The 21,571-nt window shown below is 40.3% G+C and carries 19 protein-coding genes; 15 read left to right on the forward strand and 4 right to left on the reverse strand.

The genetic code is table 11. From position 1 onward, the window contains the following. Positions 1-429: 429 nt before the first annotated feature. A complete protein-coding gene (locus CDG79_RS31065) occupies positions 430-1,614 on the reverse strand; it encodes a hypothetical protein (protein ID WP_094345561.1) in 1,185 nt (394 codons plus the stop codon). Between the two features lie 523 nt (positions 1,615-2,137). On the opposite strand from CDG79_RS31065, the gene CDG79_RS31070 reads away from it, so the two are divergent. The 13 genes from CDG79_RS31070 to CDG79_RS31130 all read left to right on the forward strand — a co-directional run bounded on the left by CDG79_RS31070 (position 2,138) and on the right by CDG79_RS31130 (position 17,700). Beyond that, complete coding sequence (locus tag CDG79_RS31070; RefSeq protein WP_094345562.1) at positions 2,138-2,590, forward strand: helix-turn-helix domain-containing protein; 453 nt, start codon at positions 2,138-2,140, stop codon at positions 2,588-2,590. Between the two features lie 426 nt (positions 2,591-3,016). After that, entirely contained in the window at positions 3,017-4,063 is a 1,047-nt protein-coding gene (locus tag CDG79_RS31075) for a tyrosine-type recombinase/integrase (RefSeq protein ID WP_094345563.1), read from the forward strand. A gap of 251 nt (positions 4,064-4,314) precedes the next feature. Then, complete coding sequence (locus CDG79_RS31080) at positions 4,315-5,055, forward strand: hypothetical protein (RefSeq protein WP_223278437.1); 741 nt, start codon at positions 4,315-4,317, stop codon at positions 5,053-5,055. A gap of 349 nt (positions 5,056-5,404) precedes the next feature. After that, a complete protein-coding gene (locus CDG79_RS31085; RefSeq protein WP_094345565.1) occupies positions 5,405-5,698 on the forward strand; it encodes an HNH endonuclease in 294 nt (97 codons plus the stop codon). A gap of 277 nt (positions 5,699-5,975) precedes the next feature. After that, on the forward strand, positions 5,976-9,206 hold the full coding sequence (locus tag CDG79_RS31090; RefSeq protein ID WP_094345566.1) for an ATP-binding protein: 3,231 nt from the start codon (positions 5,976-5,978) through the stop codon (positions 9,204-9,206). Between the two features lies 1 nt (position 9,207). After that, positions 9,208-9,636, forward strand: a complete 429-nt coding sequence (locus CDG79_RS31095; RefSeq protein ID WP_015130210.1) for a DUF7680 family protein — start codon at positions 9,208-9,210, stop codon at positions 9,634-9,636. A gap of 63 nt (positions 9,637-9,699) precedes the next feature. Then, the gene (locus CDG79_RS31100; RefSeq protein WP_094345577.1) at positions 9,700-9,990 is read left to right on the forward strand and encodes a hypothetical protein; all 291 of its coding nucleotides are present in this window, start codon (positions 9,700-9,702) and stop codon (positions 9,988-9,990) included. Next, positions 9,987-10,484, forward strand: a complete 498-nt coding sequence (locus CDG79_RS31105; protein WP_094345567.1) for a PIN domain-containing protein — start codon at positions 9,987-9,989, stop codon at positions 10,482-10,484. Before CDG79_RS31100 ends, CDG79_RS31105 begins: the two co-directional genes overlap by 4 nt. Positions 10,485-10,489: 5 nt before the next feature. Further along, positions 10,490-13,393: a DUF1156 domain-containing protein gene (locus tag CDG79_RS31110; RefSeq protein ID WP_094345568.1), complete on the forward strand. Its 2,904-nt coding sequence runs from the start codon at positions 10,490-10,492 to the stop codon at positions 13,391-13,393. A 56-nt stretch (positions 13,394-13,449) separates the two neighbouring features. After that, complete coding sequence (locus tag CDG79_RS31115; RefSeq protein ID WP_094345569.1) at positions 13,450-13,791, forward strand: hypothetical protein; 342 nt, start codon at positions 13,450-13,452, stop codon at positions 13,789-13,791. A 77-nt stretch (positions 13,792-13,868) separates the two neighbouring features. Then, positions 13,869-14,156 carry a hypothetical protein gene (locus CDG79_RS31120; RefSeq protein WP_094345570.1) on the forward strand — a complete coding sequence of 96 codons (288 nt, stop codon included), beginning with the start codon at positions 13,869-13,871 and terminating at the stop codon, positions 14,154-14,156. Beyond that, positions 14,156-14,551: a type II toxin-antitoxin system VapC family toxin gene (locus CDG79_RS31125; RefSeq protein ID WP_094345571.1), complete on the forward strand. Its 396-nt coding sequence runs from the start codon at positions 14,156-14,158 to the stop codon at positions 14,549-14,551. Before CDG79_RS31120 ends, CDG79_RS31125 begins: the two co-directional genes overlap by 1 nt. Continuing rightward, positions 14,548-17,700 carry a DEAD/DEAH box helicase gene (locus CDG79_RS31130; protein ID WP_094345572.1) on the forward strand — a complete coding sequence of 1,051 codons (3,153 nt, stop codon included), beginning with the start codon at positions 14,548-14,550 and terminating at the stop codon, positions 17,698-17,700. The genes CDG79_RS31125 and CDG79_RS31130 overlap by 4 nt, the downstream gene beginning before the upstream one ends. 115 nt (positions 17,701-17,815) lie before the next feature. Here CDG79_RS31130 and CDG79_RS31135 read toward each other — a convergent pair whose 3' ends face one another. Further along, a complete protein-coding gene (locus tag CDG79_RS31135) occupies positions 17,816-18,031 on the reverse strand; it encodes a hypothetical protein (protein WP_094345573.1) in 216 nt (71 codons plus the stop codon). A 278-nt stretch (positions 18,032-18,309) separates the two neighbouring features. Further along, positions 18,310-18,612, reverse strand: a complete 303-nt coding sequence (locus CDG79_RS31140) for a hypothetical protein (protein WP_094345574.1) — start codon at positions 18,610-18,612, stop codon at positions 18,310-18,312. A 476-nt stretch (positions 18,613-19,088) separates the two neighbouring features. Here CDG79_RS31140 and CDG79_RS31145 point away from each other — a divergent pair. Both CDG79_RS31145 and CDG79_RS31150 read left to right on the forward strand, forming a co-directional pair. Next, positions 19,089-20,173 (forward strand): ISKra4 family transposase gene (locus tag CDG79_RS31145; protein ID WP_223278438.1). Its coding sequence is split into 2 segments (ribosomal slippage): positions 19,089-19,244 and positions 19,247-20,173, totalling 1,083 coding nucleotides; the frame shifts between segments, so codons are not numbered across the junction. A 66-nt stretch (positions 20,174-20,239) separates the two neighbouring features. After that, positions 20,240-20,650: a transposase gene (locus tag CDG79_RS31150; RefSeq protein ID WP_094345576.1), complete on the forward strand. Its 411-nt coding sequence runs from the start codon at positions 20,240-20,242 to the stop codon at positions 20,648-20,650. Positions 20,651-20,878: 228 nt separating this feature from the next. On the opposite strand, the gene CDG79_RS31155 is transcribed toward CDG79_RS31150, so the two are convergent. Beyond that, on the reverse strand, positions 20,879-21,571 hold a 693-nt coding region (locus CDG79_RS31155), incomplete at its 5' end, for a DNA polymerase (RefSeq protein WP_262985856.1).

Here is a 21,571-nt window from a genome sequence, read left to right on the forward strand (position 1 = left end):
CTCGTGGTTGAAAGCAAACAAAGGTTTATACTTGTTTAGGCTTAGACATACGTAGGCTTAGGCTAAGATTTAGTCCAACACGCTTCACCAACAACAATGCGACTACCCAACTTTTTTTTGGTAATTATTTAAATGAGGCAGTTCTAGCGAAGTTCTCACTAAATCGACAAAAGAGTTTCGGATAACAATGCAAAGCTAGCAACACCTAAAAGTGTCACCGTACATTGGCTTTTGTTAGTACAACTGGTGAAGATGAAATTACTCATACTCCACCATTGAGTTTAAAAACAAAAAACAGTCAAATATCTTGATACGAGTTCAGCACCCACAAAAGTTAACTCGTACTGCAATCAGTATTGAGATGCTAATCTATGAGATAACGTTAAATTGCGGGATAAATTCTCTGCTAGATTAACTGCTCACAGCTACCTATGCAGCACGAATATTATCCTTTTCTCTATTTGTAGATACTTCCATTGCTTTCATTTGGGTCTTATAATCCTCCCACGTTTTTTCAAATACGTCAGACTCGTACATCCGCAATAAGACCTCCTCTTTATCAGTTAAATTCGGAAGTTTTAACAACTCCGTCAAAGACACCTGAACTGGGAAAACATCACTAAACTTTTGCATTAAGTGAAGTATTCTTTTTCTCTGTTCCCCAGATGGTTCATCTTGCAACTCTGCATCAATCTGTCGCGGACGTAGATTCACAATTTCTAGGCTCATATTCACTAAATTCCTCAATCCAAACACAACAAACTCATTAGTTATACCAATAACCCGTCCCACAATTTCCAACTCGGGCCGCAGTCTCTTCTTGAATTGATATACTTGGTCAAGCTGGAAACGTCGAAACGGATTGCGCTCGCCATTCAGCATCCAAGCAATACCATCGCCTATACTACCTATCTCATCTGCCTCCAGAAGGTCTATTACCTGGTTACAAATATCTTGATTGCAAACAAACTTGTATGCTGCATCAATACTCCGGTTAAATTCCATCTCCAGTGCAACAACTGCCTTAAATTTTTCCATTTCTCGTAATTGAGAAATTAATTCAAAAACTTTCTTACCCTTGTGATAACTGCCAACACTTATATTTAGATTCTCCGAGACCTCCTGAATCACTCGCTTGCCCTTCCCTAATTGAGACTTACTCTCAGTTACCGAATGATTCAAATTTGAATCATTCGATTGATTCAAACGACGAGCGCTTTGGCGCTGTCTTTCTTTCGCTTGGGGACGAAGTACGCTCTCCCAGTACTGCCCCTCGTGAAATTTCTGGTAATGAGTCTTCCCGCCTTCTCGGTGGAGATTAAAGTCAAGCACTAGTTTCAAATCTTCTTCAGGCGAACCAGACTCGACAAATTCCACTTTCACAGTGGAAATTAAGAGCTTGCGAGCTATCTGCAAGCGACACTTACCTGCCAAGACGATATTTACACCAGTACGTGCAGATACCTTTAAAGATTCAAGAATCCCTTTTTCCGAGATACTTTTTTCTAAAGCCGGACGTTCCTCATTCTCACCATATATTTCTATCAGCTTCGGATGAACAACCAACTCCGCAGGAGAAATATATACAATTGCCGGATTCTGCACAAGAGACATATTGATACTCCGGGTCACAAATTGTCACTAAAAAGATAAGTTCAATCTTGAAAAACCTAAGCAGAAACCAGAAAAATCTTAACCAGCAAAACTTGTAGCACTTTCATCCCTTGGAAAAAGTAACAAGTTTAAAAAATAATTAAATCTTGTAAGTAGCAAAATATTACCTACCGGAAAAACTCTCAAAGAGAATTTTCTCGCGCAGGAAACTATTATTTCCAACCCATTGAAAACCAATACGACTGAAGAGATATTTAACGCACTGGTATTGCAAAAAAAAGCATCTATCTAAAGAAAGATTTGTAAAACTGGGTAAATTCATGATATGATGGACCTACATAATTAAATTGACAAAACAAAGTTCCGTCCTGTTTTAGTAACAGGTGGGGTTGTTTTTTCCTCAAAGCCCTGTTTGCAGCAGGGCTTTGAGTGAATCTTTAGGAAAAATGAACTCTACAAAAAAAGTATATCAGGCTTCATTCGATTTGGCAAAATTGTAGGTTTAAGCGGGGTAAATACTAAAATGCCTCATATTCAAGTATTGAATCCTATTGAAAAGCAAGTATTAGAGGATATAGCAGCCAACGGCAGCGATGAAATGATCAAGAGAGCAAACATCCTGCTAGAACTTAATCGTGGGGAAAATCATAAAAATATAGTAAAAAAACTTGGTATAGCGAAGCAAACAGTAACAAACTGGAAGAAAAAGTGGACATCTTGTACCATAACATCGGAAACCTTGGAAGATGCGATCGCAAAGGTAAATGATGTATTAGGTGTGAACGCAGGCAGACCTAAGAAGTGCAAGAGCGCAGAGGCAAGCAAAATTGTCGAAATCAGCGAATGGAGCAAGAACCGAAAACCCAGTCGTTCAAAGCACCATTACCATATGCAAGTTGCTGAAGAAGCTACTCGCAGGGGGTTGCCAGCACTATCGCCAAGAAGTATAGGTCGGATCTTGGAAGCGCAACCCTAATAGCATCAAGCTCAAATCAAGCTAACGGGCAATCCTATCTTTTCATTACGCCAAAATAACAACCAAGTCGCCGAAATTGTCAAGTTAAAAGGAATGCCTGAATTGTCGCCAACAACAATTGGTCGCCTCCTATAAGCAAAATGAGCAGTAATAAAAATTGATAATTACCTTAAACCATTCCAACCACTGGGATGGTTTAATTTTTGCATCTATTTGCATCTATAATAATTCAGTCAAAATACATACTGTAGTACAGTTCAAGGATTGGGTAACAGGCGAATAGCACTAATACCATAGCAGTATATTTAGCAACATTCAGATTGTGTTGGTCTAATGGAAGATTTATCGCGCCAAAGTGAGTGTGGTTAGGCAAATCGAGAGAGAATAGGTTTGATATCGAAAAACACCATTTTCGCGCCCAATGCTATGTCTGATACTCCATATCCCCCCTGGCGTGCATCCCCAAAAGCAAACGATGATACCGGATTTGATCATGCGGTAGAGTCATTAAAAAAATCTCTTTCAGCTCCAATTGAGCGGTATTTTGCCGCAACAGAGGATGAACAGGATGTCATTGCTTTGATGCTCGCCAATATTCGCGCACCCAGCACCCGGCGCGAATACCAGAAAGATTTGCGGAAATTCTTTGTGGCGATGACTGGTATTGAGCCGAATTCTGACAGCGTGTTGGAGTTTTTGCACCTGACCGAGAAACGGGCGGTGGCGGTGGTGTTGAAATATAAGGCAAAGCTACTGGCACAGGGGTTGAAGGAAGCAACGGTTAACCGTCGCCTCAGCAGCATTAAATCGCTGGTGAAGTTTGCCCGCAAGCTAGGTGTGTGTAGCTATACGCTAGAAGATGTGGAGTTGGAAAAGGTAAAGGCGTATCGAGATACCTCTGGGGTAGATGCCCAAACCATCGCCAGTGTAGTCGAGCTAATTGAGCGCTCAACTGTTCACGGTCAAAGAGATTATGCGCTGTTGCGGCTGTTGTGGGAAAATTTACTGCGACGCAATGAGGTGAGTCAATTAAATATTAAAGACTTCGACCCACACGAAAGCAGGTTGCGGATTTTGGGAAAAGGGCAAGGTACAAATGATGAATGGGTAAAACTGTCAGTAGCAACAGTTAATGCTATCTGTGATTGGTTGCAAGTCCGGGGTAATATCACCGCCTCCTCACCTTTATTTATCGCCCTTGATAACCGCAGCAAAGGGCATCGCCTCACTGGGGACGGCATCCGTAAAATTGTTGTCAATTATTTTGATGCAGCTGGTGTAAAAAAGTTAATGTCACCCCACCGCATCCGCCACAGTGGGATTACAACTCTTTTGGAAGCAACCCAAGGGGATGTGCGAAAGACGCAAAAAGTCAGCCGTCATGTCAAGCTGGATGTATTAATCCAGTATGACGATAACCGCAAACAAGGTCAGTCAGAGATGACAAATTTGTTGGCAGATATGATTGACTAAATGGATGCGTTAGCCAGGAAGTCACCCCCTGATTTGGCTACAAAAGCGATAACAGGCTTTGCTCAAATTGTGCGTGCGCCAACGACTCCTGAACAACTCCAACAGTGGCTAACTAACTGTTGCAGACAGTAGTAATCTGACTGCTTTTTGGTAGAGGCGATGACCTCCGGTCGGTCGGAGACCATCCATCGTCTCCGGCGGGCGCACTCATGCGCTCCAAAATGATAGTGTCAAGGTAGTTATCAAGATGGATGACACACTCAGTCGTGTCCAGTCCAGATTTACCTAGACATTACCTAGACATGAGCCAAACAGGGAAAAACAAGAAGCTGGCATCATTTAACTGCGACCAAAAGATGTGGGAGCAGTTTATCGCCCGTTGTAAGTCGAAAGGGACGACGGCAACAGCCACGCTGACCCAATTTATCGAACTCTACCTAGATGATATAGATAACCTTGATGCAATTGGTGGCGATAATTTAGATAAACGCCTCGACTCTAAGATTAAGGCAAGTGTTGAGGAGTACTTGGTTGCTGGTAACAATAGTCACTTCAGTCTTACGAATGAAACGATATTAGCTATTTGCTCACGACTGGATAAGCTCGAGTCACAGTTTTCAAGTGAATCTAGCAACGAAACCGGAGCAATCCATAATCTCGCCGATTTAGAAGAAAAAGTGGAGGGGATAACAGCCCGAATGACACAGTTTACTGAGGCGATTATTAAAATTCAAAATCATCTCAACAATCAACAAAAGCGGGGCAATAAATCGTACAACAACAATTCATCATTCAAAGTGCATACTCCCCGAATGCAACCATTAAGCGAAGAAGGTTTAGCTTCAAGACTTGGTGTAAGTCAAGAAACTGTACGCGAACAGCGAATTAAGCTGCACCCACCGCTTTTTGTGGCATGGTGCAAGGGCAAGGATAAATCGGGTATGGGGTGGGAATTTAACGAAAATACGGGATTATATCATCCGGCAAGTTAGTATTTTTATTAATTTTAAATACGCCTACACACTTGTTGATTTTTGGCATAACACCAGTTTAATTTCTCTCACGAGTGCTAGAATTTTTTTGCTCAAAGAAATAGCAGCTTTAAATATTAATATTATTGAAAGCGTAATAAATATTCTTTTGTACTTAGGAGATAGTTAGGCGATCGCCTTCTGCCTCACCACTTCTCAATCACTTTTAGTCCTGATTCTATTGTTGGTATAAAAGCTGTCTGTACTATACTCATCAAAGCTCTAAACACGTTTCTGTGCCACAAATACTACCTTAAGAGTACTTAATCGATTAGAATTACCTCATGTTGTTGCTCTCTCAAGTATTTTCATGAGTACCAGCCGCTATCCCCAGAATTGGAAAGAAATCGCCACCTCTATCAAAGAATCTTTTGATTGGCGCTGTACTAGATGCAATCGCGTTTGCCTGCGTCCTGGACAAAAGCCACCAGAGCTAACCTTATCCCAGCGCCGAGTCTATACACTTCAGGTACACCACTTTAATTTTGATCCTTCTGACAATCGCTTAGAAAATCTTGCTCCGTTATGTAGTGGTTGTCATCTTTACTACCATCGATTCCGACGAGGCAATATTTCTCCTGGTCAATTGTCATTGTTCAAATGACTGATGCACGAACATTACAGAACCTTGATGAACGCACCCTGGCAGTACATGAAGTGCGACGGCGTACCCGCCCGCCAAGAATGCGATAAGCGAAGCTTAAGCCTTCGGCTATCGCAAATCTCTGCTTTGGGGACTTTGCCCAACTTATACTGTTACTTACAATATTATGGAAATCAGAATTTTAAAACTTATACATAATATAAGTTGTATATTTAACAACAAGCTACTGTTGGCGGTTGTTAGTTAACTGTCAATTAACAACTATTGATATATACCAATGCTTTCGCCAGTATTTCAAACGTGTCTTCCCAGAGAAGAAATTTTAGCAGGGGAACTCTCCCCCGAATTATTCGCCGCCAAGCTACGACTGGTTGTGGAAGGGAAAGCGCCGCAAGTCTACCAAGACCCCACAGCCTTTTTCGCCAATACATTTGCTACCGATGGTTTGAAAACCCTAATCTCTGAAGTGTTCGGGCGGTTGGTAGGGGAAGCTGTAGGTTCTCCCATTATCCGACTGGAAACCAGCTTTGGTGGTGGTAAAACCCACGATGAAATTGCTTTGTGGCATATTGCTAAACATGGACGAGAGATTTCTGGACTAGACCGTTTTACTGATAACATTAATTTAATTCCAGACCGACCGATTCAAGCAGCTGCGATCGCTTGCCAAGACCTTGATCCAGTTAACGGTGTTTACCATGCGGACACTGGCGTTACCACTTATACCCTTTGGGGAGAAATTGCTTATCAAATTAATGGTGTAGCAGGTTATAGCCTGCTTAAAGGTTCTGACGAACAGCGAGTCAGTCCAGGCACAGTGGTTTTAGAAAGGATAATCCAAGGGCAACCCACAGTCATTATCATCGATGAAATTGCCTCATACCTGAGAAAAGCCAAAGCTACTCTAGTTGGTAACAGCAACTTAGCTGGACAGGTAGTTGCTTTTTTATTCGCCCTCATGGATTTAGCAGCATCTTGTAATAATTTAGTATTTGTTTACACGCTGGCTTCCTCCACTGACAGTTTTGGCGAAGAAACCACCGAAATCCGGGAAACCATTTCCGCTACCGCTAGGCAAGAGCGGATCATTAAACCCAGCACTGATATTGAAATTTACAATATAGTTAAACAGAGGATGTTCAGCAGCATTGAAGCTAACGCTGCCAATAATGCTTCAAAAGAATATTTACAAACTTATAAAGCTAGTCGGATTAATTTACCAGATGGTTGCAAAGATGCACGCTATGCTGACAGTATCGAGCAGAGTTATCCCTTCCACCCAGAATTATTTAATCTGCTGACTAAAAAGATTGCCTCCATCCCAAACTTCCAACGCACCAGAGGCGCTTTGCGGTTATTTGCTAGAGTTATACGTTATCTGTGGGACGATACTACTGTATGGATACCGCTAATTCATTCTCACCACATTCCTGTTGGTATTGAAGAAGAAATCACCAGTGATTTAACTGCCCGTTTGGAACGTCCTTTGATGCGGATTACGATCCAAGCAGACATTTACAACAAAGATGGTAGAGAGGCACACGCTCAGTTACAAGATGCAGAATGGAAAGCTGCTGGTAAACCTCCCTTTTCAACCTGGGTAGCCCGGACTATTTTTTTGCATTCCATTACTCAAGGTATATCTGCGGGTATTCGTCGCGCCGAATTAAATTTATCTTTGTTGACACCGGGGCTAGAAATTGGTTTTGTTGATACTGCCTTAGAAAGGTTGAGTGAAGTTGCTTGGTACTTGGAAAATGATCCAATGACAACTTTGGCTCGTTTCAAGGAAGAACCATCAATCAATAAAATTATTGCTGAAGAAAAAGCCCAAGTTGGAATTACCGAGGCGAAGGATGATTTACGAAGTCGCCGCGATGCCATTTTTGCTAATAGACTACTCACGTTAGTTATTGCACCAGAATCACCAGCAGATGTGGATGACGTGTCGGATAGTATTGCCCTGTGTTTAATTGACTTTAACGAGGCGACTATTTCTGTAACTACCGAAGGGCCACCGCCAATGGTGGAGAAAATTTTTAATGAAACAGGTGAATCAGGTAAATTCCGTACTTTTAGAAATCGTTTGTTATTTTTAGTCGCAAATAAGCAAGAATTAGAACGGGCAATTGACAATGCTAGGGAGTTTCGGGCTATTCAAAATATTCTAAATTCTGCCAATCGCTTGCAAGATTTATCAGAAAATCAGCAAAAACAACTCAAAGATAAAAAAGGTTCTCTTGATTTAGGGGTAAGAGTATCTTTAACAAATGCCTATCGGCACTTATTTTATCCCGCTAACGATCCTGTAAAAGCTCCCAAGGGTTTGATGCACTATACCCTTCCCGCGCAAGATTCTAGCGATGTGAAGGGTAAAAATAATCAACAAGATGTCATCTTAAAAGCACTCAAAGATTGTCAAAAAATTCGTGCTGATGATACACCATTCGCCCCCGCTTATATTTTGCAGAAGGTATGGCTGTCTGGGTTAAACCATTGGACAACTAAAGCATTAAAAGAAGCTTTCGCCAAAGATTTGAGTTTAAATATATTTGTCGATGCTGAATTATCCAGGCTAAAAGAAACCATCCGGCAAGGCTTGCAGAGTGGTAACTGGGATATGAAAGTAGGAGAAAAGCTGTTTATTAAAACCGATGACGGTAAATTTACTCTACCCGACTCCATAGAATTTTCTGAACGGATGGTACTTTACCGCCGGGGAATTCTGGAACTACCGAAACCGCGAGAAATTGAACTGAATGCTCAAGTCTTGTCCAGTACAGAATCGGTAAAACCTGTGCGGATACGGTGGAAAGCATCGGGGGCTTTGACGATTAAGCTGTATCAGGATGGGAATTTGGTTGCAGGGGAGTTTCGCCCTAGTGATGAGTACGAAACAGCGATCGCTAAAACCACAACCTTCAAAATTGTAGCTGACTACGGCAATGGCGAAGTAGAGGAAAGGGAAACCCAAGCGAAGATATTGACTTATGGTACTGGAACACCCAGTACACCAAGCGCAGGCGAAGATGGGAACGGTTCGTGGGATGATTCACCTCTATTTAAAGCCAAACCGGAAGAATTTGACTTGGAGGGAACACTCGATAGGGTGTTTAATGAATTAAGCGATCGCATCCAAGATAATCAAGTTCAGGGTATCCAGTCGTTGGAAATCTCCGTTGGGCAAGTAATGGACTACCGCAAGTTGATGACGGTTTTCCCGTTGATCAAGCTACCCTTGCAAATCGACCAAACGGCAACTATTACTGTTAATGAACAGTTTATCAGGTTAGAGTACCAAGGGCCAGTTAAAGGATTTCAGAGTTTTCAGGGGGCTGTTAACACTTTGCTAAGTAGCCCGGATGTAAAAGCTGACGTGTCGCTGAAGCTAGTATTTGAATTTTCATCTCCAGTGCAACCAAACGGCGCAGAAATCAGTAATATCAAACAAGCCCTGAATCGTAATCCGGTTGACAGGCTAAATTTGATGGCGAAAGTAACGTACTGAGATGCAAGAGTTTCAATTGCGAGTGGTTCCTACAGATAATAATAACTTTGCCCTGGAGTTGTATCAATGTGCTTATAAAAAAGCCGGTGAAAAAAAGCGTCCTTCTGCCAAAAGAATTGGGCGTTTAAAGGGCAATGCTTTAATTCAGGTGAAACAGGCAATTTATGATTCTTTGAAGGCGAATAATTATGACCCCAAAACCCTAAGTCACAATCGCCAAACTCCTTATGTTTTGAATGAGGAATCAGGGATAAATCTGGCATTATTGTTTCAGACTTTGCAACCGCTTTCTAAAATAGAACGCATTGCGAATATTGCCCAAGGGATTAGAGCCATGAGTTATGAGGAATCGCACTACTGGTTTGCCAAGATTAGCAATGGTAAACGTAATCAGGCTTTGAAAGCAATTCGTGTACTTTTGGGGGATTAGTTGACGGTTGACAGTCAACAGTTAACAAATAAAGTTATAACTATAAATCAGGAGGTAAAATATATGAAAATTGACGTGCGTGGTGCTGTTCTAGCTGCTAAAAAATATTTTGAAGATATCCAGGATATGATAGGTAATTCTATCAATGATATCTTGCTTGAAGAAGTAGAATTGTCAGAGAATAAAAGGTTTTGGTATGTAACTTTAGGTTTTAGTCGCCCTGTAGCTAAGACTGAAAGAACACTTATCCCTGAAGCTATTTCTTTAGCTACTAAATATGAACGTGAGTATAAAATATTTACCGTAGATGCCGAAACGGGGGAAGTAAAATCGATGAAAATTCGTGAGGTATGAAAGATTATATTCGCTCATTGTTTCAAAGTTACAAACAAAAAGGAATTTTAATTGACACAAATATTTTACTGCTTTGGTTTGTTGGTACTGTAAATCGGGGGCGAATATCACAATTTAATCGGACTGAAAAGTTTTTACCGGAAGATTACGATTTGCTGGTGAGTATCTTGTCGTATTTCTCAAAAATTGTTACAACTCCTAATGTGCTGACTGAAGTGAATAGTCTGGTTAACCAGATTGGTGAACCAGAACGTTCTCAATGTTACTCTGTATTTGCTCAAGCGATGACTGCATTAGATGAATTTTATATTGAAAGTGTCAATGCTGTTCAGCTAGATAATTTTACTAAATATGGGCTGACTGACTGTGGAATTGTGACTTTAGCAAAAAATAAATATTTAGTGCTTACAGATGATTTTAAGTTAGCTAATTATCTGCAAAAAGTAGGTATTGATACAATTAATTTTAATAATATTCGGACTTATGGTTGGTAATAAAAATGTCTAACTCAACTTCTAAACGCCCTGCTGTATTTATTGAAAAAATGATGCCTGTGCAGGTATTAAATGAGCAAGTTAATTTTGAACATGGGGGAAATCCATTTAAAGGATTACATCGCTGGTATTCGCGGAAGCCATTATCTTTTAGTCGCGCCAGTGTGTTGGCTTCTTTATTACCAGCAGATATCACAATGCAAGAGTTTGAATATTTACTGGGGTTAGTACCGGGGAAGGAGGTAAAGCTATATAAAACGCCGCCTAATTCTGTGCAAATTAAGAAGGTGCAGGATTATTGTGAGAAGGTTTGGGGAACTCGCACACCGACTGTTTTAGATGCTTTTGCAGGTGGTGGAAGTATCCCTTTTGAAGCGGCGAGATATGGGTTAAATGTGCTAGCTTCTGATTTAAATCCTGTGGCGGTGGTGACGATGAAGGCGGCGATGGAATATCCGCTAAAGTTTGGCCCAGATTTGCAGCAGGATATTGATAAATGGGTGAAGTGGGTAGGTGATGAGGCTGAGAAAAGATTAGCTGAATTTTTCCCTTCTTTACCAGGGGAAACTGTGCAGAATTATTTATGGGCGCATACCGTTGTTTGTCCAAGTTGTGAGTCTGTTGTACCGCTTAGTCCAAATTGGTGGTTAAGTCGGACTAGTAATTATGCAGGTAAAGGACAAACTAGGAAAATTACAAGTGATTGGTATGCTGTAAAGCCAATTCCTAATCCTGAAAATAAACGGGTTGATTTTGAATTGGTTAAGGGTAGCAAGGGGAAAGAAACAACAATTAAAACTCATGATGGTGAATATGATCCAGATGATTATAAGACCATATCGAGAAGTGTAGCTAAATGTCCTAACTGTTCAAATACAATAGAGCAAGAATATTTAATAGATTATGCCCAGAATATCGGATTTGGTCATCAACTTTATGCTGTTGCTTATCGACTAGGGGCTAATAATATCCAATTCCGAATTCCAACTGATATAGATTTTACAGGCTGTGATATTGCTAAAATTCAAAGTTTAGAAATTTATAATAATCCTAATAAAAAACACTTAATTCCAGAAGAAGCTTGTAGTGATAATCCTCAATACATGATGGCCTACCGCTATGGTTTGACTACATGGGATAAATATTTTAATTCTCGTCAGCTTTTAACACTTATAACTTATGTAGAAATTTTCAACGAACTAAAAGTATTAATTCAATCTGAGTATGATTGGGGAAAAGCAGAAGCTATTTCTACTTATTTAGCTTTAGTAATTGATAGATGCGTTGATGCTAATTGTAGGCTTGTAGTATATAATGCCTCAAGAGCTTGTATTCAGAAAAGCTCCACACAACACGCAATGAATTTGATGTGGAATTACCCAGAGGTTAACGGAGCCACTGAACTTTGGCAAGCTTGTCAAGAAGAAGCAGCAAGAGATTATAAGAAGCTGTGTGAATTATTAGGTACTAAATCTAGTTCAACAAGTTTACAGGGAATTGAAAAATACGACCCTAAAAGTATTCAAATAGAATCAGCATCAGCCGATAATTTAACACATATTATTGAAAATTCTGTTGATGCAATCATAACCGATCCACCTTATTACGACACAATACCTTATGCAGAACTATCAGATTTTTTCTATGTTTGGATAAAGCGCTGTCTTGGTGATATTCTTCCCGAACTTTTCTATTTGGAATTAACTGATAAAGATAGAGAAGCTGTTGCAAATTTAGGTCGCTTCCGCAACATGGGAGTATCCCCAAAAGAACTAGCCTATCAAGATTATGAAGCAAAAATGGCGATGGCGTTCGCCGAATACCATCGCGTATTACGCGACGACGGCGTAATGACAGTGCAATTTAACCACAAAGACTCCGGCGCGTGGGATGTCTTAGCCAAATCCCTCATCGATGCTGGTTTCAAGATTACCGCATCTTGGGCTGTCAGTACCGAAAACCCGCAAAACTTGCACCAAGCACAGAAAAATGCAGTATCCAGCACAGTGCTTTTAGTATGCCGCAAACGTGACCCCAACGCCGAACAAGCTTGGTGGGATGATGTGCGAATTGACGTGCGAAATATCGTCTTTGAAAAAGCGCCAGAACTCGAAAAATGCTTAACAGCAGATTCTCGTCCTGCTGCTGATAGAGTAGCAGATCCGCAACGCCGCATTAAACCCCCTGGTATAAACTTGTGCTTAAGTGCTTTCGGTTCAGCTTTGAGTGTGTTTACCAAATATAGTTCCATCCTCGACAGTGCAGGTAATCAAGTTGAACCCAAAGCAGCATTTGAAGAAGTACGCCAAGCAGTAGTCGAATACCGACTACAAAAGCTATTAGAAGGTAAAGACTTCAACGGTATCGACCCTCTAACCCAATGGTACATCTTGGCATGGGATACCTTTGAAGCGCGAGAATTCCCCTTCGATGAAGCTAGACAACTCGCCTTAGCAGTGGGTGGTTTTGATGTCTCCGATTTAGTCAAAAAACACAAACTACTCGATTCTGCAAGTGGTTACTGTAAATTACTCACCCCGCAACAACGCCTGAAAAAACGCGCCTTCTCTGTCACTGATACTGAATTTTCTGCCAGATACTTAGTTGATGGACTCCACGCCATTATCGCCCTTTACCAAGAGGAAGAAAATACAGAACCAGTCCGTAGATTTATGAAAAATACAGGCTTAGTTAGCAACGATTTATTTATGCGGACATTTGAAGTAGCGTTGAAAGTAATTCCGCGCATTGGTGATGAAAAGAAACGCCTGACTGAAGAAAAAGCCTTATTAGATTTGTGGTTGGCTATGGATGAAATCAAAGCCAAAGTGTCTTATGTGCAACCTGAGCTATCCTTAAATTATGGACAAATGAGTTTGAATTTAGAGACTGAAGAGACTGATGATTGAGGGCTGTTGACCGTTAACAGACAACTGTCATAATTAATTAATGGAGGAAATAAAAAATGAATCAATATGATTTTAGTGTAGAGCTAAAATCTACAGGTCAAGCTGAGGCGTTAAAAGATTTAGAACTGGCGAAAAAAACAGCAGAAAGCAGAGGAATTCCATCAGAACACCCATCTAACAAAGAAATCGAATCTGTATCTATCCCATTAGAAATATCCGCTAAAATCAATCAGGAGATATTAGACCTGTCAGGAGTTGTCAGAATATCTAGAAGTAGCGGTATGTCTTTCAGATTTTATGAAGTTCCAGATGGCAAAGATAAATTGATTCAAGAATGGTTTGATGCTTGTCAGCAAAATTTATCGGATAAAGTTTCTAAATTAATTATCCAATCTTAACAAAAGCTATATCATGACTTTCTTTGCCAACAATCATCAATCATCAGTCAACTAATAATTATAGGAGATAATCAAACATGAAGGTTAGAGGCATAAAACGTGGTCAAAATATTGAAATATTAGAACAACTTAATAATATTCCAGATGGGACAGAAATAATCATAGATGTAGAATTTATTACCAATCAAATTACAGAACCACAACCACTATTAACAGACGAGGAGAGACTAGCTAGACTAAATCAATTATTCGGGGCTTGGAAGAACCAACCGGAATTAACAGAAATATTTACAGAAATTGACCAACAGCGCCATACTTATCAAGGCAGAACATTAGACTCACTTGATAATCGGGATAACGGCTAATGTATCTACTAGATACCAATATTTGTATTGCACTGCTGAACGAAAATCCCCAAGCTGTTACTAAATTCAATCGCTTTTTCAGCCAATGCTATCTCTCCATCATTGTAGTTTCAGAACTATATAAAGGCGTTTATTGTTCTCAACAGGTAGCCAAAAATCTAGAGATATTAGCACAGTTTACTGAACTCCTACCAGTAGAACCATTTGAAATAGAAGCGGCTATCGAATTTGGCAAGATTCAAAGCGAACTCAGGAAAATTGGGAAACCAACTGGAGAATTTGATGCTTTGATTGCTGCTGTAGCTCGTTCTCGTGACGATATTATTGTTACTAACAATATCAAAGATTTTATAAATATCCCCAACTTAAAATTAGATAACTGGTTAGAAAGTTGAAAAACCTGCGTGAATATCCCTGGAAAATTAGTTACACCAGCAACACCCACAACACCATCACTGATTTCTACATTCCTGCTTTAGAGTGTGCCATTCAATATGACCGGAAAGCAGGTTTTTTTAGCAGTGCCATTTTAAGTAAAGTTGCACGGGGTTTAGGTGCAATGCTGCACAACAAAGGGCGAATGCGGTTAATCATGGGTTGTCAGTTTAGCCCCCAAGATTTACAAGCAATTCAACAGGGATACGAACTGCGAGACGCATTGCTATCTCGTCTAGATGCAGACTTAAAACCACCAGAAAGTTTTGCCCAACTCAAACACTTTGAAATTCTCAGTTGGTTAATTCAAAATCAATATCTCGATATTAAAATTGCTATTCCTCTTAAAGAAAATGGATTACCTGAAGATAGTACACAGCAGCTAGACCCACAGCATATATTTCACGAAAAAGTTGGCATTTTTACTGATAGCAAGGGCGAGAAATTAGCATTTAACGGTTCCAATAACGAATCTATCGGTGGCTGGGAGAGGAATGTAGAATCCTTTCACGTTTATTGTTCTTGGGAGGGAGGAAGGGAACTAGATAGAGTTGAAGAAGAAGTAGCGAGATTTGAGCAACTTTGGTATGACGTATCGCCTAATGTGCGAGTCTTTGAAGTTCCAGAGGCGGTACAGAAAAAGCTGTTGCGTTACGCAAAATCTACGAAACCTGATTGGAATGCCCAAGCTGAATTTGACTCTAGACCTCTAACAAAAATAGAATTAACTGAACCAGAAGCACAACCAGAACCGGAACTAAAATCAGACCCTTTAGCTATTTCTACAGAAGTAAGGGAAGAAGAACGGTTGGCATTTACTCGACTTGCCAATATTCATGAACATCCCGGTTGCTTGGACTTTTGTTTAAAATCAATTCCCATTCACCCCTGGCCACACCAAATAAAAATCCTGCGCCGCGTTGCTCAAAATTTTCCCCAAAGTTTTCTCATTGCTGACGAAGTTGGTTTAGGAAAGACTATTGAAACTGGTTTAATTCTGCGTTATCTGCTGTTATCCAAAAAAGTGAAGCGGGTACTGATTTTAGCACCTGCTAGCGTTCAACCCCAATGGCAAGAAGAATTGCGGGAAAAATTTAATCTGCATTTTTGGAGTTACACATCTACAGAATTTAAAGACCCCTACAAGCGGACTATCCCCGCAGCAGCTAATCCCTGGAATACCCAAGATTTAATCCTCGCTTCTTCTCATTTGGTGCGGAGAACTGACAGAATGCACCAGCTGCTATCAGCAGAACCTTGGGATTTAGTAATCTTAGACGAAGCCCACCACGCACGCCGCAAAAGTCCCCAAGACCGCAAAGAAACACCCAATCGCTTGTTACAGTTAATGACACAGTTGAAGGAGAAGACTAAATCCCTGATTCTTTTGTCAGCAACTCCGATGCAAATTGATGCTATAGAAGTTTTCGACTTGTTAAACCTGCTGGGATTGCAGGGGCATTGGAGTTATGGCGATAACTTCTGCGATTATTTCGCCTCGCTACAAGGTGCTGTCAAGCAAGAAGTAATTAATTTTTGGCAAGTCATGTCTAGTGATTACTTTGGGCGCGGCGGACAACCTTGCTCTAGATTAGAGCAGTTTTTGACCAAGAGCGATCGCATTCTTGCTTACAAAATGCAGGATACTTGGCAACGGGGTAAGAAAATCTCCAATCACAAACAACTATTGGCAGATGAAGACTTTATCGACACCTCACGCCAATACTTGACAGTGAACACGCCCCTAAAAGACTTGATGTTCCGCCACACCCGCGACACTCTCCGACAATACTATCAAAGGGGACTGTTAGATCGGGATATTCCTACTAGAGTTGTGCAGGATAATGCTATTACGCTGGAACCCCAACGGGAAGTACCGCTTTATGTAGCTGTCAGCGACTATGTACGTCACTTTTACCGACTGGCACAAATAGATCAGCGTTCTTGTTTGGGTTTTTTGATGACCCTTTACCGTAAACGTTTGACCAGTTCATTTTATGCTATCAAATCATCTCTGCAACGTCGTTTGGATTATTTGTTAACTCAACGGGGAAGCGTTTTAAGTGACGACGATTTAGTAGATGTGGATAATGAGGATGATACAGTAATTGCTGGGCTGGAATCTTTCTTTGAACCAGTAGACCCCCAGGAAATTCAATATCTTGAAGAATTACTACGCCAATTTGAAAACACGGGGGAAGATAGCAAGCTTTCTCGCTTTATTCAGATTTTACGCCAAGAATTAACTGACCGAGAAAGTGCGATCGTTTTCACCCAGTACACTGACACGATGGACTATCTACGGGATACATTGAAGGAGTTGTACGGTAGCCAAGTAGCTTGTTATTCAGGTCGTGGTGGGGAACTCTACCAGAATGGGGAGTGGTGTCTAGTTCCCAAGGAAGAAATTAAACGCCGATTTCGCCAAGATGAAATCAAAATTCTCCTCTGTACTGAGTCTGCTTCTGAGGGGTTGAATTTACAAAATTGTGGTGTGTTGATTAATTATGATATGCCTTGGAATCCGATGCGGGTCGAACAGCGTATTGGGAGAATTGACCGCATTGGACAAAGATATCCGACTGTGCGAATTCACAATTTTTACTATGATGGCACTGTAGAAGCGAAAGTTTATCGAAAATTGCGCGATCGCATTAATGCCTTTGCCACTGTTGTTGGTAATCTTCAGCCGATTCTAGCCCAAGTCCCTACCTTTATTGAACGGGCTGTTATGAGTGCTGATCCAGAAGAAGAGGATGTTTTAATGTCTCAATTCGATTCTGTGTTAGATAGCCCACCACCTCGTTTAGCAATTGAAGAAATGGTAGCAATGGATTTAGAAGCTGACTTAGCAGAAATTCAAAAACCAATTGCTTCAGCTCCCTTTACGCCAGAAACTATTGAGCAGTTATTCACCTATTCAGCAATTTTAAAAGCTAATGGTGTGCAGTTTGAGAGAAGGAGCGAACGTACTTGGCAACTGAATTACAAAGGGCAGAATTACATGGTTACTTTTTACCCTAATATTTTTGATGAAATGCCTTCACTACGTTTAATGAATTTTGGCGATCCCTTGTTTGAAAAATTGCTACAAACCATTAATTGTTGAGACTACAGTTTTAACATTTATATTACTGGCTTAGTGGGGTATGGGGTGGTAATCTAACAAAAATACGGGATTATATTATCCGGTAAGTTAGTATTCTTATTATTTTAAAATCTTCTCAAAACGAACCGTTCAAAGCTTCATTTTCCCGTGGCATCTTGACGTTTTTAGCCTTAAAAATGATTTTAAAAACAATATCTCTGCCTGACTGCCTCAACACTTGCAGATAAGCAACAGCATCATCACGTCGGCGGAATCTTTTCACAACAATATTTTCTTGATTGGGAATATCATGGACAATACACCACGGTTTTAATTGCTCAGAATAAGTCATATTTTACCCCTTAAAAATGCTGTAAAATAACCATGTTATGTGCTTTTAAATCGCCAATATTTACCTTAAACGAGGAGGTATACTCAAAGACAGGTCAAATTGATATTGACAATTAGAATTATGTGTGCATTAGATTTATTGGACAGATATATAGCATTCCGACTGGAATGAAATATTGTGTACTCAATCTGAAAACCTTGCAGGGCAAAGCTTTTGTTTTAAAAACCTTTCAATAATCAAACCGGATTGCTATATGTAGAATAGAAATGTTATTGATATCAAGGCGAATGAGTCAGACATAGCAATTGCCAAATTTGTTCGGGAACTTCTTCAAAATGTTCCAGCAAAAAGTCCATGAATGCCAAATGTCGTAAATCATTAGGCTGAGGATAGCGTCTAAACTTACCTTGCTTAAACCAACCTCTGACCGTAGAATCGGAACGACAGCATATTAAGGCAATTTGTTCATAACTCACATCCCATTTGGCATAAAATTCTTCTGGTTTCATACCAAATTCCCAGTGACTGTAGAGTGAAATTAGATGAATTTCTCTTGCCCCTAAAATCCGGGGATTAGACATTAATACACCTCAAATAGGTAAAATTTTGAACTTATTTCTTACATCAGGTATTTGTCAGTCACGGAGTTTATAGACACACAAATAAAACCCAATTAAGCGGGTTTTAAACTCTTGATTCACTCTCCATCTGCGTAAGCAGATATAGTTAAAATAGTTCCGTTATTTATAATCGCTAGAATACCGATTCAGGAATATCCAGAAATAGTGGATAGGGTGCAATACGCTTGGGTTAAACCTTTTTTATCGCCCTGCTTCCCCTGCTCAAGAACAGCCCGCCCCAACAGATAAATGTCCTTAACTAAACGGTATTGGGATAGGGCGGGGATAGGGGAGCATCCCAATTTGGCAAGAAGACCAAAGAAAAGAAAAATAATTCGCGAGGTGTCATCGCGAATTATAGGGGGACTATACAAATGCTGTCTATAGCTGAGAAAATTATGGCAGTCAAAAAGTATGGTTAAAAGAAAAATAAAACAATGACCCCAGAAGATAAACAACTTTTAGAAGTCCACATCAAAGAGATAGCCAAAATCCTTTATAAAAATACCCCACCCGAAAAAATCGAAACATTTGAGGGCATCGAAACATCTGTACGCGACCAGGTTTTGGAACATGTCAGTCCGAAAATCGCCTTTTTTTTGTCGGAGAAAAGACTGGAACAACACAGGGTAAAACACGGACAATAAGGAGTTGTGTTGGTAAGATTAAAGTCACAAATAAACAGGCATCTCGTCTGGGAATAGAACCGTATCGTCGATTTAGCCCATTGCTTGAAAAGTGCTGTTTGTTACTTGCAGCCAACGAGTCATTCCAGGATGCAGAGAATGATCTTAAGCTTCTAACAGGGATAGAAGTTGGTCATAGTACGCACCATCGCCAAGTCAAAAAAGTAGACTTATCTCCCCCGAACGTCAAACAGAAATTAACAGAAGTCTGTTTAGATGGTGGAAAGGTACGACTTCGTTCCGAAAAAAAAGGTCAGCCCGCTTATTGGAAGGAGTATAAAACGGGACGATTGCAGGGGATTTATTACGGGGCATTTTTTCAAGATAATCTCTCTTTAACTGATTGGGTCAACAGCCAAAACATTGGTAAAACTCTTTACTGTTTGGGAGATGGACATGATGGGATTTGGAATTTATTTGCCCAAATAGCTCGCCCAGAATCTAGGCAAGAAATTCTAGATTGGTATCATTTGAAAGAAAATTTGTATAAAATACAGTCCTCTAAAAAATTTCTTGTAGACATTGAGTCCGAACTTTGGTACGGACAAGTCGAACAAGCAATTACCAAGCTCAACAAAAGTAAATGTGTAGGAGTTACCCAATTTACAAATTACCTACGCAAACATAGACATCGTTTGGTGAATTATATGTACTTCCAAGCCGAGCAATTAAGCTCGATTGGTTCTGGAGCAGTAGAGTCAGCCGTTAAGCAGATCGATAAGCGACTACAAATAGTTGGAGCGCAGTGGAAGTATGATTCCATACCATATATGCTCTCTTTGCGTTGTGCTTACTTAAATGGCAAACTAGCTCCCACTACCTGTAATGTAAAATAAATCGCACAAAAAGGAACAAGATTGTTATTCGCGATGATAACTCGCGAATATATTTGGTGTTTTTGTATGCCCAGACCAAGAGCCAAGGATACTGAACAGGATAAATTAGCTCGATTTGAGCGAATTAAAAAGACTATTACAGCCTTAGAAAAACAACAAGCACTTTTATTAAAGCAGGGTACTCTGGCTGTATCCGGGGCTTGGGTAGCGCGTTATCAAGTCCGTCAAAATTTGAAGAAATATTGGTACTACAAATTACAAGTGCCAATCCCATACTTCCAATGCGCTACATCGAACAAACTCAGTAAATACAAACATTTAGGCAAAGCTGGTACGGATGTACATATCGATGCTGTTATGTCTGTTTTCAGACGTTCTGTTTGGAATGAGATACAGAAAATAATTGATACCCTTGATGATTGTCTACTAGATATTAGCTCTGGTTCTGAGCAAGAAGAGGAAAATCCACAAGATTGAGTCCCCCTTATTATTCGCGATGATTCCTCGCGAATAATTTTCCTTTCTTTATTTTTGCACATTTGGGATGCTCCCGGGGATAGTGCTTCGGATCAAAAACGAAACGCCCTCTAACCACATTTTTGCACGAGCTATACTGTGAGGAGGGCAGTTGAGTTTTTGACAAATCTTCTCAGAATAGCTTTACTGCGAATCCAACTTCAGTCGTACTCGGCAAGTTGGGATAGTTCACCAGCTATTTGATGTTTTAATATCTATAACAACTGGAATAGGGCTGAGAAACTTTTGGGCAGCAGCAACCATACAATTGTGTAATATATGCCTAACTTGGTCAACTTCAGTCTCTGGACATTTCAGTACAATTTCATCATGTCTTACACAGATGAGTTTTGTTCTGAATTTAGCTAAGGTCGTTGAAAGTTTTACCATAGCTAATTTGTTGATGTCGGCATTTAAACCTTGTACTGGATGGTTAAATAGCTCTGATAGTCGGGGCTTGTTTACCCATCTCCGTCGTCTATTTGCTAGTGTACGACTTTCCTTAATGCCTTGGATGTATTTACGTTTGATGTTTTTATGCCACCTAGCTATTCCAGGATAAGCTTCAAAGAATCGTTGACTGAAAGCTTTTGCTTGCTCTAATGTCATTGCCACCCCATATTTTACTTGGGCGTAAATTTGGAGTTTGGCAGCGCCCATACCGAAAATCAATCCAAAGTTTATTGCTTTTGCTAATCTGCGGTCTTCTTCAGTCACTTCATTGATATATTTTCCAGTTACTAGAGATGCTGTTAATCGATGTAAGTCAGCCCCTTGACGATAGACTTGGCACATCTTTGTATCACCACTAAGCCGAGCCATAATTCGTAGTTCAATTTGGGAGTAATCGGCTTTGATAATTTTATAGCCAGGGGCAGCAAT

Source organism: Nostoc sp. 'Peltigera membranacea cyanobiont' 232 (genome assembly GCF_002245985.1).
Classification (GTDB): Bacteria; Cyanobacteriota; Cyanobacteriia; order Cyanobacteriales; family Nostocaceae; genus Nostoc.

Bases quoted from the DNA above. Each gene is read 5' to 3' on its own strand.
- CDG79_RS31065 (WP_094345561.1), bottom strand. From the start codon at position 1,614: ATGTCTCTTGTGCAGAATCCGGCAATTGTATATATTTCTCCTGCGGAG.
- CDG79_RS31070 (WP_094345562.1), top strand. From the start codon at position 2,138: ATGCCTCATATTCAAGTATTGAATCCTATTGAAAAGCAAGTATTAGAG.
- CDG79_RS31075 (WP_094345563.1), top strand. From the start codon at position 3,017: ATGTCTGATACTCCATATCCCCCCTGGCGTGCATCCCCAAAAGCAAAC.
- CDG79_RS31080 (WP_223278437.1), top strand. From the start codon at position 4,315: ATGACACACTCAGTCGTGTCCAGTCCAGATTTACCTAGACATTACCTA.
- CDG79_RS31085 (WP_094345565.1), top strand. From the start codon at position 5,405: ATGAGTACCAGCCGCTATCCCCAGAATTGGAAAGAAATCGCCACCTCT.
- CDG79_RS31090 (WP_094345566.1), top strand. From the start codon at position 5,976: ATGCTTTCGCCAGTATTTCAAACGTGTCTTCCCAGAGAAGAAATTTTA.
- CDG79_RS31095 (WP_015130210.1), top strand. From the start codon at position 9,208: ATGCAAGAGTTTCAATTGCGAGTGGTTCCTACAGATAATAATAACTTT.
- CDG79_RS31100 (WP_094345577.1), top strand. From the start codon at position 9,700: ATGAAAATTGACGTGCGTGGTGCTGTTCTAGCTGCTAAAAAATATTTT.
- CDG79_RS31105 (WP_094345567.1), top strand. From the start codon at position 9,987: ATGAAAGATTATATTCGCTCATTGTTTCAAAGTTACAAACAAAAAGGA.
- CDG79_RS31110 (WP_094345568.1), top strand. From the start codon at position 10,490: ATGTCTAACTCAACTTCTAAACGCCCTGCTGTATTTATTGAAAAAATG.
- CDG79_RS31115 (WP_094345569.1), top strand. From the start codon at position 13,450: ATGAATCAATATGATTTTAGTGTAGAGCTAAAATCTACAGGTCAAGCT.
- CDG79_RS31120 (WP_094345570.1), top strand. From the start codon at position 13,869: ATGAAGGTTAGAGGCATAAAACGTGGTCAAAATATTGAAATATTAGAA.
- CDG79_RS31125 (WP_094345571.1), top strand. From the start codon at position 14,156: ATGTATCTACTAGATACCAATATTTGTATTGCACTGCTGAACGAAAAT.
- CDG79_RS31135 (WP_094345573.1), bottom strand. From the start codon at position 18,031: ATGACTTATTCTGAGCAATTAAAACCGTGGTGTATTGTCCATGATATT.
- CDG79_RS31140 (WP_094345574.1), bottom strand. From the start codon at position 18,612: ATGTCTAATCCCCGGATTTTAGGGGCAAGAGAAATTCATCTAATTTCA.
- CDG79_RS31150 (WP_094345576.1), top strand. From the start codon at position 20,240: ATGCCCAGACCAAGAGCCAAGGATACTGAACAGGATAAATTAGCTCGA.